Origin of the sequence: Halorubrum sp. SD626R, assembly GCF_001261915.1 — an archaeon.
Classification (GTDB): domain Archaea; phylum Halobacteriota; class Halobacteria; order Halobacteriales; family Haloferacaceae; genus Halorubrum.
Genome location: NZ_CVRT01000109.1, coordinates 21,031 through 33,617, shown reverse-complemented (window position 1 = coordinate 33,617; position 12,587 = coordinate 21,031). Strand labels below are relative to the sequence as shown.

Below are 12,587 nucleotides of genomic sequence, written 5' to 3'. Positions count from 1 at the left end.
GGTCGGCCCGCGCCGCGGACACAGCCTCTTTGTGGATCGGCCCTGTACCTCTCACCGACATGCCTACCGTATCCTACCAGGGCGAGGAGATCGAGTGCGAGGAGGGCGCCGTGTTACGCGACGTCCTCGCGGAGGCCGGCCTCTCCGTGTACAACGGCAAGATGAAGCAGCTCAACTGCCGGGGCGCGGGGTCGTGCGGTTCCTGTGCGGTCCAGGTCGACGGCGAGGTGAGCGAGCCGAGCAAGAAGGAGAAACTCCGCCTCTGGTTCCCGCCGCACCACCCCAGCCACGACGTCCGCCTCGCCTGTCAGACGAGAGTCGAGGGCGACGTCGAGGTGACGAAGGGGCGCGGGCTCTTCGGCCAGCACATCTGAGTCGGCCGTCGCGGCCGCTCTTCTCTTCTCAATCGACGTGCGATCAGCGCTGCTGCCGCTCGTCGTCGCGCCGTCGACCGGACCGGCCGTCACGGACCGAACCGATCGGCGGCGGCGACGCTCTGTGTCGTGATAAGAACCCGCTTCGGACGTGAATCCGGGGGCGGGCAGAAGTCTCGTTGTCGCGTGTCAGAGTCGCGTTCGGCGTCAGCCGGACCGACCCACCGTATCGGATCGGCTTACTGCCGAACGACGTTGGACGCGCGGGGCCCCTTGGGCGAGGACTCGATGTCGAACTCGAGCTCCTGGCCCTCTTCGAGGTCCGGCCCTTCGACGTCTTCCATGTGGAAGAACACGTCGTCGTCAGCGTCGTCAGTCTCGATAAATCCGTAGCCGCCAGTGTCGTTGAAGAAATCAACCTTTCCGGTCGCCATTGCATCGTAACGGACGCCCCGTCCGGGCATAAGGATTGCGAGTGTACAGTTACCACGGGTGTAGGTAGACGATTGTTCCCGTTATCGGCGGTTATCGAGGTGATCGCTGACCGCACACCGGGATTCGTCGCCTCCCATCGACCGATCCGTCGCTTCATCCGTTCTCGCGATCGCCGTCGCCGCCGGAGCGACGTTTATGTGCGCCCACCGCGATTCGCCCACCGTGTTCAGGTCCCTCCGCGAGAACGGGCCGGCGCTGCTCGTCCCGGCCGCCTGGCTCGTCGCCGCGCTCGCGGTCGTCGGCGTCGTCTCGACGCGCGCCCTGCTCGTCGCGCACGTCGTCATGAGCGCCCTGCTCGTCGCCTTCGTCGCCGCCTCGCGGCGCGACATGGCGACCGGCGTGCTCCGCGCCTGGAAGCTCGTCATCGTCGCGGGCACGCCCGTGACGCTCGCGGGCGTCGCCGGGTTCCTCGCGCTCGGCGCCCCCGGGATCCCGCCGGACGCCCTGCTCGCTGCCTCGCTGTACGGCTGGGCGCTGCTCCCCGCGGCCGGCTTCGCCTACACCGGGCGCCGCGTCGAGGCGGGCGCGCGGATCTACGACGTCGGCGTCGCCTGCTGTGTCGCCGGCGCGGTCGGCGTCGCGCTGGCGCCCTCGGCGACGTGGACCGCGGTCGCGCTCGCGGTCGTCGGCGTCGGCCAGACGGCCGGTATCCTCGACGCCACGCTCCGATACTGACGTGCGGGTCCCGCGAGCGGCTCTATCGTGTCCCGTGCGACCACCCCACAATACCTAAGCCTCCGGTCCGAAGGGCTCGCATGGTCGACGCCGGTTCGGTCTACCTCGCCGTCACGGGGGTGTTGCTGTTCGTCGCGCTGGGGGCGGGACTCCACGTGCTGCGCGGCATCGTCCGCGAGGGGCGCGACCTCCGCCGGCGCCGACGCGCCGGAGAGGTGGAGACGCACGCGGAAGACGAGGAGTACGACCCGGGACCCCCGGCCGGTCCCGAGGACGACCCCGGCGGAGCGACCGGACCGAGCGACTCGAACGACCCGACCGCGACGTGCCCGCAGTGCGGGGCGGACAACGAGTCTGACTTCAATTACTGCCGCCGCTGTGCGGCGCCGCTCGGGCCCGGCGCCTAGCCGGCCGCTCTGGTCCTCGTCTCCACCCCGATTCCGGCGTCCTCGTCGATGTCGGCGTCGCTTCCGGCTCCCGGGTCCGGAAGCGAGTGCCACCACGCCCACAGCACCAGGACGGCCTGCAGCGGGAGCCGCGCCCACGCCGCCGCGCGGGCGACCCCCGCGAGCCGGTCGGGGACGAACTCGGTCCCGGCGTCGTCGGTCGCCATGTACACGTTCGCCGGGAAGACGGCGACGAGAAGCGCGACGATCCCCCACGCCGACGCGCGCCGCGTGCGGTCGAACTGCACCCCGAATCCGAGAATCACCTCGGCGACCCCGGAGAGGTACACCAGCGCCCGCGGCCGCGGGAACTCGGGCGGAACGACCCGGGCGAACGACTCCGGCGCGAGGAAGTGCGTCACGCCAGCGATCACGTAAGCCGCGCCCATCACGCGGCGGAGGATCCGTTTCCGTCGGGCGAGCGGGCCGGCCGAGTCGGCGTCGGACTCCGTCTCGTCGCTCATTCGTGTCCGTAACGACGGGCGGTTAATGAGCGTTCTCCCGGCTTCGAAGCTCTCGCCGCTCGCTGTCGCTCGCGGGTTCAGAATATGCCGCCTCCCCGATTTGAACTCGCCGAGACGCTCGCCCTCGCCCCGCTCGGGCTCGCGACTCGTCTGCTCGAATCGGTCCGGCGTCGTTTTCTCGACGGTTCGCTCCGCTCACCGTCTCGAAATATGCCGCCTCCCCGATTTAAAACGCGTGAGACTCCCTTCGGTCGTCTCACTGTTCCCCGCTCGCTACGCTCGCGGGGACGAGGGACAGCTCGATCTTCAATCAAGGCTAACGAATGCGGATCGCGTTGAAAAGCTATGCCGCCTCCCCGATTTGAACGGGGGACAGCTCGATCTTCAGTCGAGTGCTCTCCCAATCTGAGCTAAGGCGGCTCGCATTCGGACCAACGCCGATTCGAGACAAAAGGATTTCGAAAGGCGGCGGTCCGATCGGCCTCGACCGAACCGCCACATACGACTCGGTTTCCACGGATGGGTGCCGGCATCGTCCGGTCCCTCGCATCGAGCGTGCAGACGGCGTCTGGAGTGGTAAGAATATCTCCCGGCGGCTCGGCTCCTCGAAGATCAACCGGAGTGACGGCGCTGTTTACACCGGCCAGACCTCTTCCAATAGGTAATCTTCCGCGAAATTGATCCGGCTATCCGCTTTTTTCGGCGGATCTATTCGCAGCGAGATGGAATTCTGGAATGAATCCTCTGACACGAGATACCATTCTTCGGTTTCGGGATTATTGACCGAATAATACTCGACATTGTCGCCGCTCGCGTTGAAGCGGATTAGCCCCTTTTCGATCCACGCTGGTTCGACGCGGACTCGGAAGTCCAACTCCCCGCAGTGGACCTCCGCCGTCTTTTCATCGATGCGTTCTACCCGATTGTACGCCACTTCTCTCTCTTCCAGTTCGTCGATGAACTGGGTCAGTCCCCGCGTCGGATCCGCCTGCGAAGTCCCGACAACTACCGGTGGCCAGTTGTTCTCGAACGTATACGCATCTACCGGATTCGATCTGGCCCTTCGCGTATTCTCGCTGTCTACACGAAATGAGACTGATTCATTAAACTCATTTGCGTGTACAGACAGCAACCCGTTCAATTCGTCGCAGTATACGAGATGATACTCTGCAGACTTACTCGGCGTGAACCGAACTCGACCGTTCACAATCCATCCGGTTTCGACTCCGACCCGATGTGTTTCGCCGGCTGCGTCCACAAACAACAGCTCTTGGCTGTCCTCTCCGGTCGGATCAACATACACGGACCCCTCTACACTGTCAAGCGCGTCAATCGCTGCAGAGACTGCCGGGTCACTCTCATCGTGGCGGTCGGGTGGCCACTGTTGATCGAGCTGATAGTCATCAGCCCAATTGATCTGACTGGTCTCCTGAGTAGGGGAATCAACCCGCAAGTGCATCGAACTGCCAACTTCCTCCGAATCGATGAAGTAGGCCTCCCCTGTCTCGTCGCAGTATACGAGAAAGCAGTCAACACCGTCGCCGTACTCCTCGTACACATGCCCAGACGAATTCGTGTGTTGACTTACCCCGTTGAATCGGACTACCCCCTGTTTCAATCGCCCCGTTTTGATCTGTCCGCGCAGCAGACCGCCGTCCGGTTTTTCCAAGACGATATCGTATCGCTCGTTGCCGCCTACTGGCGTTGACACGCTAATATTGCGCTTCTTCAGTTCGGTAATAACGATCTGCTCGGTGAGATCGCCTCGTCTGTGTGACTCCATATCCATCGTGATTCGTTATTCCGTTTGAAAGTCATGACATTTACATTTGTATATTTGCAAACTATATCGACCGAACAGCGCCAAACAATTACCAGATTGGTCCGTAAACTGAGTATGGCTCGGACACGCGCTCTCCTTACTGAAACCGAACGAGAACATCTCCGATCAGAAACATCCAGTTCGAATCAGTATCAAGCCGTGTCACGAATTCGGAACCGAATACACGAGGAACTCCAGACCGACCTAGAGGTTCTCGAAAAACATCATCCGGAGCTGTATGAGGAGCTTGCGCAAGTTGTCTGTGACGGCGAAGAGTAGTAGATGGGGCCGCTGAGAGTCGAACTCAGGTCCACTGCACCCAAGGCAGCGAGGATACCACTACCCCACGGCCCCGTACCCGCACATACCTGCATCGGCCGCTAAAGCGTTTCGTTGCGCGAGCGGGTCGTGGTTGGCCGAGGCCGTCCCGCGACGACTCCCTTCACTCCTCGTCGTCGCGCAGTTCGAGGTCGGCCACGACTTGGTAGGGATCGGTCCCCTTCCGGACCGCGTCGAGGATGAAGAACGCCTCGTCGGGTGCAAGGAAGTGTCTGGTGACGCCGCGGCCCAGCGGCGTGGGCTCGAAGCCGTCGATGAACTCCCACTCCAACAGCTTCCCGACCGCGTGTTTCGTCGGCACCTCGCCGATCATCCGGTCGTTGAGCCGCTTGGCCTTCTTGCCGGCGACGACGACGTTCGCCAGCGTCTCCTCGACGGCGGCCGCCTCGTCGTAGTGGGTCGCGACGTCCTCCATCTCCCCCTTGAGTAGGGTAAAGGCGACCTCGTCCTCGGTGCGGTCCATGGAGTTGTGGTAGACGCCGTCGGGCTCGACGAGGAGGTAGACGCGGCCGCGGTCGTGGTAGTCGGGACGCCCGGCGCGCCCGAGCATCTGGGAGAGCTCCTGGACGGAGAGCCACTCGATCCCCATCGCCAGCGAGTCGAAGATCACCTGCGAGGCGGGGAAGTCGACGCCGGCGGCCAGCGCCGCGGTGGTGACGACCGCCGAGAGGTCCTGGTTCCCGAACTGGCGCTCGACCTTCTTCCGGCGCTTGTAGTCGAGGCCGGCGTGGTACGGCGCCGAGTCGTACCGGAGCTTCCGGCTGATCTCGTGGCAGCGCCGCCGGGAGTTCGTGAAGACGATCGTCTGGCCGCGGTACCCCTTCGACGACTTCGTGTCGAACTCCCGCTTCACGAGCTTGTCGGCGATGTCGGCCTTCTCCCGGCTGTCGGCGAAGGTGACGTGTCGCTCGATGGGTACCGGGCGCTCCTCGTACTCGATGAGCGTCGCCCGGAGCTTCTCCGCGAGCCACTCGGGGTTGCCGACGGTCGCCGAGAGGTAGACGAACTGGGTGCCGCCGTACCCCTCGTGGGTCTCCATCCGGTTCTCGCTGTAGTACTTCAGCCGGGAGATGAGTCCGTCGAGCCGGTGGCCGCGCTCGCCCTCCTTCAGCGTGTGGACCTCGTCGATGACGACCGTGCCGACGTCGCCGAGGTCCTTCCCGGTGCGGAGCGCGTGGTCGATCCCCTCGTAGGTGCCGACGATCACGTCGGCGTTCGGGTCGAAGCGGTTACCGTCGTCGTTCACCCGCGAGGAGCCGACGCGGATCGAGACGTTCAGACGGTCGCCGTAGCGGTCCTCGAAGTCCTCGTGCTTCTGATTGGCGAGCGCGACGAGCGGGACCAGGAAGAGGAGCTTCCCCTCCCCCTTCAGCGCGCGGTCGATCCCCGTCAGCTCGCCGACGAGGGTCTTCCCGGTCGCGGTCGCGCTCACGACGAGCTGGTCGTCGCCGTCGAGGAGGCCGTTCCGTACGGAGAGGCTCTGGACCGGGAGCAGCTCCTCGAAGCGGCCCTGGAGGTGTTTCGAGAGACCCGGGTGGAGGTCGAGGTCCTCGGTCCGCACGGGGCTCACGTCGTCGACGTTGGCGGAGACCTCGTCGTACTTCGTGAGGTCGGGGTCGAGCCCCCCCTGCAGGAGGTTGACGATCCGGTCGAGGTCGCCGGACTCGTACAGCAGCTCCTCCAACCGCTCCTCGGCGGCGCCCGTAAACTCGCCTTTATACGAGAGCTCCCGCTCCAGCTCCCGGCGGGCGCAGTCGCGGCAGATCAGCTCGTCGTTGTGCTCGACCGCGCTTTCGCTCGTGATCGGGCCGTATCGCCCGTCGTTCGCGCACCGCCGACAGGTCCGGACGGCCGTCGCCTCCAGCTGGTAGCCGTCGAGCATCGCCTGCAGCCGCGTCCGGTTCTCCGGCGACGTCTGCTCGGAGATTCGGATCCGGCCGGCCGCGCGGGCGAGTTCGACGAACTCGTCGGGCTGCCGCGGGTGGTCCTCCCCGTCGCGGATCACTCGGAACTTCCCCGGGCGCGGGCCCGCGGAGGTCTCCTTGAGTTCGAGCCGCCCGCGGAGCACCCGGTTCCCGTCCCGGTTCGCGACGACGGTGTAGTCGCTCCGCGCCTCGTGGAGGAACAGCGTCTCGACCTCGGCCAACTGCTTTGACACTGCTCGCCGGTACGCGAGGAAGGTATTTCAGGGGTTCGGCTCGCCGTGCGGCGGGTTCGGGGTGTCGGGCGCCGGCGCCCGGCCGGGCGGCTCGCGGCCGTGAGAACCGCGCCTCGAAAAGGCGGATCGGACTACGAGACGAGGAGCTTCTCGCCGCGGTCGACCGTGATCCGGCACGGCGGCGAGAGCTTGTTGTACGCGCGGCGGAACGCCTCCTTCACGGCGGGCGCCTGCTCGACATCGCAGTAGGCGGTGAAGATGATGTCGTCCGCGTTCAGGCGGGCGGCCGTCCCGACCGGCTTGCCGAACGCCTGGCGCATCCCGTCGGAGACGCGGTCCGCGCCGGCGCCGGTCGCCTGCTTGTTCTCCCGGATGACCTGGTGGGGGAACTTGCGGAGGGTCATCTTGTAGTTGCCCTCGCCGAGTTCCTTGATCAGGTGGCGGTTCGCTGAGAGGCGCGCGCTCTCCAGCGAGCCGTGTCGGACCTGGAGCTCCTCCTCGACGCGGAGGCTGATCTGGACGGGGTAGTCGTCGGGCTCCGCGGAGAGGTCGCCCATGTTGTGCTGGGCGATCTTCGAGCCCGGGATGCCCGTGATGTACTCGCGGCGGGTGTACGACGGCTTGTCGATCGTCCGATACATAGAGGCGGGTTTGTCAGACATGGCTACTTGTCCGATGTAGCCCGTGCTGCGGCGATAAACCCTTCGATAGCGAGGCGGCTTCGTCGACTCCTCGGGGGGCAGCGGCGGCGTTCCGCCCCGAATCGTGGTCCGGGCTGACACGCCACCCGGCTCACTCCTCCGGCGTCGGGTCGAGCGCGACGTGGTCGAATCCGCGGTCGGCGAGCCGCTCCGCGGCCCGGTCGGTGACCGACGGCGCGACGAGGACCCCGCGGATTGCGGGGGTGTCGTCGGGGTCTGAGCCGCCGTCGCTGTCGCGGCCGCCGCCCTCGCCGCCGGTTTCGTCTTCCGCCGCCTCGATCCCCAGTTCCTCGCGGAGCGCCCGAACGTACCGCGCGAGCTGGCCGACCGCGTCCGGCCCGACGCGCCGGCGCTTCAGCTCGACGACGACCGGGGTCCCGTCGGTGTCGACGCCGAAGACGTCCATCGGCCCGGCGCTGGACGGGCGTTCGGTTTCCCGGGGTTCGAACCCGGGCTCGACGAGTTCCGGCCGCTCTAGGATTCGTGTCCGGAGGTCCTCCTCGCTGCCGTGGAGCGTCAGGTCGCGGCCGCCCGTCACCGCCATCGCGGAGAGTTGGTGGACGTCGGAGAAGCGCACCGTCAGCGTCTCGTCGGGGTTGTCTCGGGTCGAGCGCACGCGCAGCCGCCCCTCGCGCACGGCGGCCCGATGCTCCGACCCCGGCGGCTGCCAGTTGACGGGCTGGCGCCCCTCGTCGGTGTGCACGAGGGCGGCGCCGTCGGGCTTCAACACCAGCAGGCGGTCGCCGGGGCCGAGGTCGGAGGCGGCGCGGCCCTCGTAGGAGACCGTACAGCGACCGAACACGCTGACGAGGTCGCCGCGTTCGAAGGCGTCTTCCAGCTCCCAGAGCGCCTCGCGGTGGCTCGGATCGTGGACGCTCGTGACTGTCACTGGCTCCCGTAGGCGGTCGCGACTCAAAAAGGGCGCGCGCCGGGCATGCGGTTTCAGTCTCCTCGCCGCGACACGACGATGCCCGCGACGAAGAGGACCGCGCCGAGCGCGAAGGCGGCGACGCGGAGCGTCGTGTCCGACACGAGGATCCCGGCCAGGACCGAGACGGCGAATCCGGCGTGTAACACCGCGGTGACGTTCATGGGGTCGGTACGGTCGCGCCGCACAAAAGCGGGTCGAAGGCGGCGGAGCGGTCGGTTTAATCTAGCTCGGCCGCGCGCCGATCGCGCCGCTCTTCGACGGCTTCACGGAGCGCGTCGGCCTCGTCGTCGCTCAGAATGCCAGTGAGTTCGAGTAGCGATCGCTCGCCGGCGAGCCGATCGTAGGCCTCCTCGGAGAGGCGGATGCTTTTCGCCATGAGTATGCGGTCGTATACAGACTCAGAAAATTCTTTCTCGGATGCCGGTGCTTCGAATTAGGTCCCGTGCTCCCAGCTCCCCATGTACTCGCGCTGCTCGTCGGTGAGGTCGTCGTACTCGACGCCCTCGGCGGCGAGCTTGATGTCCGCGACCTCGCGGTCGAGCTCGTCGGGCACGTCGTGGACGCCGGCGTCGTACGCGTCGCCGTTGTCGGCGAGCTCGCGGACGACGACCGCCTGCACGCCGAAGCTCTGGTCCATCACCTCGACCGGGTGCCCCAGCGCGATGGGCGCGGCGAGGTTGACGAGCCGTCCCTCCGCGATGACGTTCAGGACGCGGCCGTCGGGCATCTCGAACCCCTCGACGCCGTCGCGGACCTCGTAGCGGTCGACCGCGAGGTCGTCGAGGTCGTCGAGGTTGACCTCCACGTCGAAGTGGCCGGCGTTGGCGAGGAGGACGCCGTCGTCCATCTCCTCGAAGTGCTCGCGGGTGATCACGTCGCGGTTGCCCGTCGTCGTGACGAACACGTCGCCCTTCTTCGCGGCCTCCTTCATGGGAAGCACCTCGTATCCCTCCATGTGGGCCTCGAGCGCCTTTCGGGGGTCGACCTCGCAGACGATCACGTTCGCGTTCTGACCGGACCCCTTCTTCGCGACGCCCTTCCCGCACTGGCCGTAGCCGCCGACGACGACGTTCTTCCCGGCCCAGGAGAGGTTCGTCGTCATCGCGATGGTCGCGAGCGACGACTCGCCCGTGCCGTGGACGTTGTCGAACAGCTGTTTCATCGGCGTGTCGTTCACGGCGAAGACGGGGTAGTGAAGCTCGCCGTCGGCGTCCATCGCGCGCAGGCGGTCGACGCCGGTGGTCGTCTCCTCGGCGCCGCCGACGATGGAGTCGATCAGGTCCGGATACTCCTCGTGGACGAGCTTCACCATGTCCATCCCGTCGTCGACGGTGATGGTCGGGCCGTGCGCGATGCAGGCGTGCATCGCGTCGTAGTACTCGTCGTCGTCGACGCCGCGGACGGCGTAGGAGGTGATCGACTCGTGGGCGTCGAGCGCGGCCGACACGTCGTCGTGCGTCGAGAGGGGGTTACAGCCGGTGATCGCGACCTCGGCGCCCCCCTCGGCGAGCAGCTCGACGAGGTTCGCGGTCTTCGCCTCGACGTGCATCGCCATCGCGATCGTCTCGCCGGCGAGCGGCTGCTCGTCGACGAACTCCTCGCGGAGCGCGTTGAGAATCGGCATGTGCTGGAGCGCCCAGTCCATCTTCCGGCGCCCCTCCTCCCGGGCCGCCTCGACGTCCGAGAGGTGCTGTGACACCGGCGGATACGCGGTTTCGCTCATGGCTACTGGTTCGCTCACGGCGCACTAAACCCTGCCGACACCGGACTCGGTCCGGGAAAAAAGCCGTTCCCGCCGTCGGTCACCGCCCGGGTCGCCGGGTCGCGCGATCAGTTCCCGCCCGGGCCGCCCGCTTGGTCCGGGGGTCCGCGCTCGCCGTTGTTCCCGTCGTCGTCGTCCTCATCCGCGTCGTCTTCGTCGTCCGCGTCGTCTTCCTCGGCATCGTCCTCCTCGGCGCCGTCCTCTTCTGCGTCGTCGTCATCCGCGTCGTCCTCGTCGTCTTCCTCGGTTTCGTCCTCGTCCGTCTCGTTCCCGTCCGCGTCGTCGTCGTCGTCGTTACCGGGACCGGCGTGGTCCGGGGGTCCGCGCTCGCCGTCGGCGTCGTCGTTATCGGGACCGGCGTGGTCTGGCGCGTTCCCGCTCCCGGGAGCGTCGCTCTCGTTCTCGGCGTCGTCGTCCTCGGCGCCTGCGTCTTCGTCGTCCGCGTCCTCACCGTCCTCGTCGTCCGCCTCGTCCGGGCCGCCCGCCTGGTCCGGCGCGTTCCCCGGGTTGTTCTCCCTCACGAAGTCCGAGACGGCTTCGCCGATGCCGCCCTCGCGGTCGTCCAGGTTCGCGATGAACTCCCGGACCTGCAGGCCGAACGGCCCGCGCGCCTCGGCGCCCTCGTCGGCCGTCAGGTCGACGGTGGTCGAGACGGAGTCGTTCTCGTACTCGGCGGTCACGTCGACGGTGACGTTCTCCTCGGCGGCCGGAAGCGTCACGGTACCGTTCTCGTCGGTCTCGTAGCTGCCCTCGCCCGCGTAGGTGGCGTTCTGGCCGTCGGCGGTCGTGACGTTCACCGAGGCGTTCTCCGCGGCCTCGTCGTCGTCGGTGACCGTGACGACCGGCTCGCCGTCGGCGTTCTCGACGTCGAGTTCGAGCCCCTCAGGGGCCTCGAGATCGACCGTCTCGGAGACGGAGTCGTTCTCGTACTCGGCGGTAACCTCGATCGTCACGTCCTCCTCGGCCGCGTCGAGGGCGACGGTGCCGTTCTCGTCGGTCTCGTAGTCGCCCGCGCCGACGTAGGTCTCGTTCTCGTCGGCGGTCGTGACGTTCACCGAGGCGTTCTCGACCGCGGTGTCGCTCTCGGTCACCGTGACGACCGGCTCACCGTCGGTGTTCTCCACGTCGAGTTCGAGGCCGTCCGGCGCCTCGAGATCGACCGTCGTCGACGCGGTCTCACCGTCGGCGGCGGCCGTGACCTCGACCGTCACGTCCTCCTCGGGGACGGGGAGCTCGACGGTGCCGTTCGCGTCCGTCTCGTACTCGCCCGCTCCCGCGTACGACTCGTTCTCCGCGTCGGCCGCGCTCACGACCACGGTGGCGTTCTCGACCGCGGTGTCGTTCTCGGTCACCGTGACCGTCGGTTCCCCGTCGACGTCGTCGACGGCCACTTCGAGGTGACCGTCGGCGGCGGCGACGCCGGTCATCGCGCCGAGCGCGACGACCGCGACCAGTAGGAGTGCTGTCGTGCGTCCTCTCATTGTCCACTCGGGTCGTCCCGCCGTTACCGGATAAAAAGGCAGTTCGCTTAACTCGGTTTAATCCGGATTTTATCCGGGTTAACGGGTCTCTGCGGCGATTTCTCGGTTTCCCCGGTGGAAACGTCGATTCCGCCCCGAACCGAGGGGCGGCTCGGTCCGGATCGGCCCTCGGGCGCGGCTCGCGCGCGGCGCCCGTCGCCTCCGCCTCGCCGCTCGCGGGGTTCGACTCTCGCCGCTCGCTAGATCCTCCCCTCGTCTAGAGCGAGCTTCAGGCCGAAGCCGATCAGGACGCTTCCGCTCGCGTACCGGACGGCCCGCTGCCCCGTCGCCGAGTCCAACAGCAGGTGCCGGACCCGGTCGGCGAACAGCGCCACCGCGGCGAGGTACGCGAGACTGAGCCCCGCGTACACCGCTCCGAGGACGGATAACTGGAGGGCGGCGTCCGCCGTCGCCGGGACGAACTGCGGGAAGAAGGCGAGGACGAAGACGGCCACCTGCGGGTTGGTGACGTTGATGGTGAGCGCCTTTCGGTACGAGTCGAGGAGCGAGCCGTCCCCGGACTCCACCGGCTCGTCGATCTCGAACGTCTCGTCGTCCCTGAGCAGCCGCACGCCGAGATAGACCAGGTAGGCGGCGCCGACGTACTTCATGAGGACGTACGCCTCGGCGGTCGTCCGGAGCAGCGCGGACAGCCCGAGGACCGCGGCGCCCGCGTGCACCAGCACGCCGGTGGCCGTTCCGACCGCCGCGGCGACGCCGGCCGCGCGACCCTCGCTGAGGCTCCGCGTGACCGTGTATATCGAGTCCGGGCCCGGCGAGACGACGACCGCCATCACCGCCGGAACGAACGCGACCACGACGGGCAGGTCGATCACGACCGACCCGTCGGTCGGCGACCGATTAACTCTGTCCGTCCGACTCGACATCCGATTCGTGTCG

14 protein-coding genes and 2 tRNA genes are annotated in these 12,587 nt (G+C 67.1%); 3 read left to right on the top strand and 13 right to left on the bottom strand.

Features of this window, described 5'->3' with window-relative positions; translation table 11 throughout:
* Positions 1-59: 59 nt before the first annotated feature.
* A complete protein-coding gene (locus SD626R_RS11700; protein WP_092566537.1) occupies positions 60-374 on the top strand; it encodes a 2Fe-2S iron-sulfur cluster-binding protein in 315 nt (104 codons plus the stop codon).
* Between the two features lie 239 nt (positions 375-613).
* Here the strand turns inward: SD626R_RS11700 and SD626R_RS11695 are convergent, their stop codons facing one another.
* A complete protein-coding gene (locus SD626R_RS11695; protein WP_004048101.1) occupies positions 614-808 on the bottom strand; it encodes a cold-shock protein in 195 nt (64 codons plus the stop codon).
* A gap of 196 nt (positions 809-1,004) precedes the next feature.
* Between SD626R_RS11695 and SD626R_RS11690 the strand changes: the two genes are divergently transcribed.
* Both SD626R_RS11690 and SD626R_RS11685 read left to right on the top strand, forming a co-directional pair.
* On the top strand, positions 1,005-1,544 hold the full coding sequence (locus SD626R_RS11690; RefSeq protein WP_176697322.1) for a hypothetical protein: 540 nt from the start codon (positions 1,005-1,007) through the stop codon (positions 1,542-1,544).
* 80 nt (positions 1,545-1,624) lie between these two features.
* The gene (locus tag SD626R_RS11685) at positions 1,625-1,951 is read left to right on the top strand and encodes a zinc ribbon domain-containing protein (protein ID WP_092566535.1); all 327 of its coding nucleotides are present in this window, start codon (positions 1,625-1,627) and stop codon (positions 1,949-1,951) included.
* Here SD626R_RS11685 and SD626R_RS11680 read toward each other — a convergent pair.
* The 12 genes from SD626R_RS11680 to SD626R_RS11630 all read right to left on the bottom strand — a co-directional run bounded on the left by SD626R_RS11680 (position 1,948) and on the right by SD626R_RS11630 (position 12,523).
* Positions 1,948-2,454 carry a DoxX family protein gene (locus tag SD626R_RS11680; RefSeq protein WP_092566534.1) on the bottom strand — a complete coding sequence of 169 codons (507 nt, stop codon included), beginning with the start codon at positions 2,452-2,454 and terminating at the stop codon, positions 1,948-1,950. The two genes, SD626R_RS11685 and SD626R_RS11680, sit on opposite strands and share 4 nt — an antisense overlap.
* A 346-nt stretch (positions 2,455-2,800) precedes the next feature.
* Positions 2,801-2,874 (bottom strand) — tRNA-Phe (locus SD626R_RS11675).
* Between the two features lie 214 nt (positions 2,875-3,088).
* A complete protein-coding gene (locus SD626R_RS11670; RefSeq protein WP_137782702.1) occupies positions 3,089-4,237 on the bottom strand; it encodes a group I intron-associated PD-(D/E)XK endonuclease in 1,149 nt (382 codons plus the stop codon).
* Between the two features lie 322 nt (positions 4,238-4,559).
* A tRNA-Pro gene (locus SD626R_RS11660) sits at positions 4,560-4,630 on the bottom strand.
* Positions 4,631-4,718: 88 nt separating this feature from the next.
* Positions 4,719-6,773 carry a DEAD/DEAH box helicase gene (locus SD626R_RS11655; protein ID WP_092566531.1) on the bottom strand — a complete coding sequence of 685 codons (2,055 nt, stop codon included), beginning with the start codon at positions 6,771-6,773 and terminating at the stop codon, positions 4,719-4,721.
* A 131-nt stretch (positions 6,774-6,904) separates the two neighbouring features.
* Positions 6,905-7,435 (bottom strand): 50S ribosomal protein L16, encoded by a 531-nt coding sequence (locus tag SD626R_RS11650; RefSeq protein ID WP_092566530.1) that lies wholly within the window; start codon positions 7,433-7,435, stop codon positions 6,905-6,907.
* 130 nt (positions 7,436-7,565) lie between these two features.
* Positions 7,566-8,363 carry an endonuclease NucS gene (nucS, locus tag SD626R_RS11645; RefSeq protein WP_092566529.1) on the bottom strand — a complete coding sequence of 266 codons (798 nt, stop codon included), beginning with the start codon at positions 8,361-8,363 and terminating at the stop codon, positions 7,566-7,568.
* 53 nt (positions 8,364-8,416) lie between these two features.
* The gene (locus SD626R_RS16890; RefSeq protein WP_176697321.1) at positions 8,417-8,566 is read right to left on the bottom strand and encodes a hypothetical protein; all 150 of its coding nucleotides are present in this window, start codon (positions 8,564-8,566) and stop codon (positions 8,417-8,419) included.
* A 56-nt stretch (positions 8,567-8,622) separates the two neighbouring features.
* Entirely contained in the window at positions 8,623-8,781 is a 159-nt protein-coding gene (locus tag SD626R_RS16885) for a hypothetical protein (protein ID WP_176697320.1), read from the bottom strand.
* Positions 8,782-8,838: 57 nt separating this feature from the next.
* Positions 8,839-10,128 carry an adenosylhomocysteinase gene (locus tag SD626R_RS11640; protein WP_092566528.1) on the bottom strand — a complete coding sequence of 430 codons (1,290 nt, stop codon included), beginning with the start codon at positions 10,126-10,128 and terminating at the stop codon, positions 8,839-8,841.
* A gap of 107 nt (positions 10,129-10,235) precedes the next feature.
* Complete coding sequence (locus SD626R_RS11635; protein ID WP_092566527.1) at positions 10,236-11,648, bottom strand: DNA primase; 1,413 nt, start codon at positions 11,646-11,648, stop codon at positions 10,236-10,238.
* A 239-nt stretch (positions 11,649-11,887) separates the two neighbouring features.
* Positions 11,888-12,523, bottom strand: a complete 636-nt coding sequence (locus SD626R_RS11630; protein ID WP_241996771.1) for a LysE family translocator — start codon at positions 12,521-12,523, stop codon at positions 11,888-11,890.
* Positions 12,524-12,587: the final 64 nt, after the last annotated feature.

What these genes read in the sequence shown, in the direction of transcription:
- SD626R_RS11700 (WP_092566537.1), top strand. Translation starts at nt 60, where the DNA reads ATGCCTACCGTATCCTACCAGGGCGAGGAGATCGAGTGCGAGGAGGGC.
- SD626R_RS11695 (WP_004048101.1), bottom strand. Translation starts at nt 808, where the DNA reads ATGGCGACCGGAAAGGTTGATTTCTTCAACGACACTGGCGGCTACGGA.
- SD626R_RS11690 (WP_176697322.1), top strand. Translation starts at nt 1,005, where the DNA reads ATGTGCGCCCACCGCGATTCGCCCACCGTGTTCAGGTCCCTCCGCGAG.
- SD626R_RS11685 (WP_092566535.1), top strand. Translation starts at nt 1,625, where the DNA reads ATGGTCGACGCCGGTTCGGTCTACCTCGCCGTCACGGGGGTGTTGCTG.
- SD626R_RS11680 (WP_092566534.1), bottom strand. Translation starts at nt 2,454, where the DNA reads ATGAGCGACGAGACGGAGTCCGACGCCGACTCGGCCGGCCCGCTCGCC.
- SD626R_RS11670 (WP_137782702.1), bottom strand. Translation starts at nt 4,237, where the DNA reads ATGGAGTCACACAGACGAGGCGATCTCACCGAGCAGATCGTTATTACC.
- SD626R_RS11650 (WP_092566530.1), bottom strand. Translation starts at nt 7,435, where the DNA reads ATGTCTGACAAACCCGCCTCTATGTATCGGACGATCGACAAGCCGTCG.
- SD626R_RS16890 (WP_176697321.1), bottom strand. Translation starts at nt 8,566, where the DNA reads ATGAACGTCACCGCGGTGTTACACGCCGGATTCGCCGTCTCGGTCCTG.
- SD626R_RS16885 (WP_176697320.1), bottom strand. Translation starts at nt 8,781, where the DNA reads ATGGCGAAAAGCATCCGCCTCTCCGAGGAGGCCTACGATCGGCTCGCC.
- SD626R_RS11640 (WP_092566528.1), bottom strand. Translation starts at nt 10,128, where the DNA reads ATGAGCGAAACCGCGTATCCGCCGGTGTCACAGCACCTCTCGGACGTC.
- SD626R_RS11635 (WP_092566527.1), bottom strand. Translation starts at nt 11,648, where the DNA reads ATGAGAGGACGCACGACAGCACTCCTACTGGTCGCGGTCGTCGCGCTC.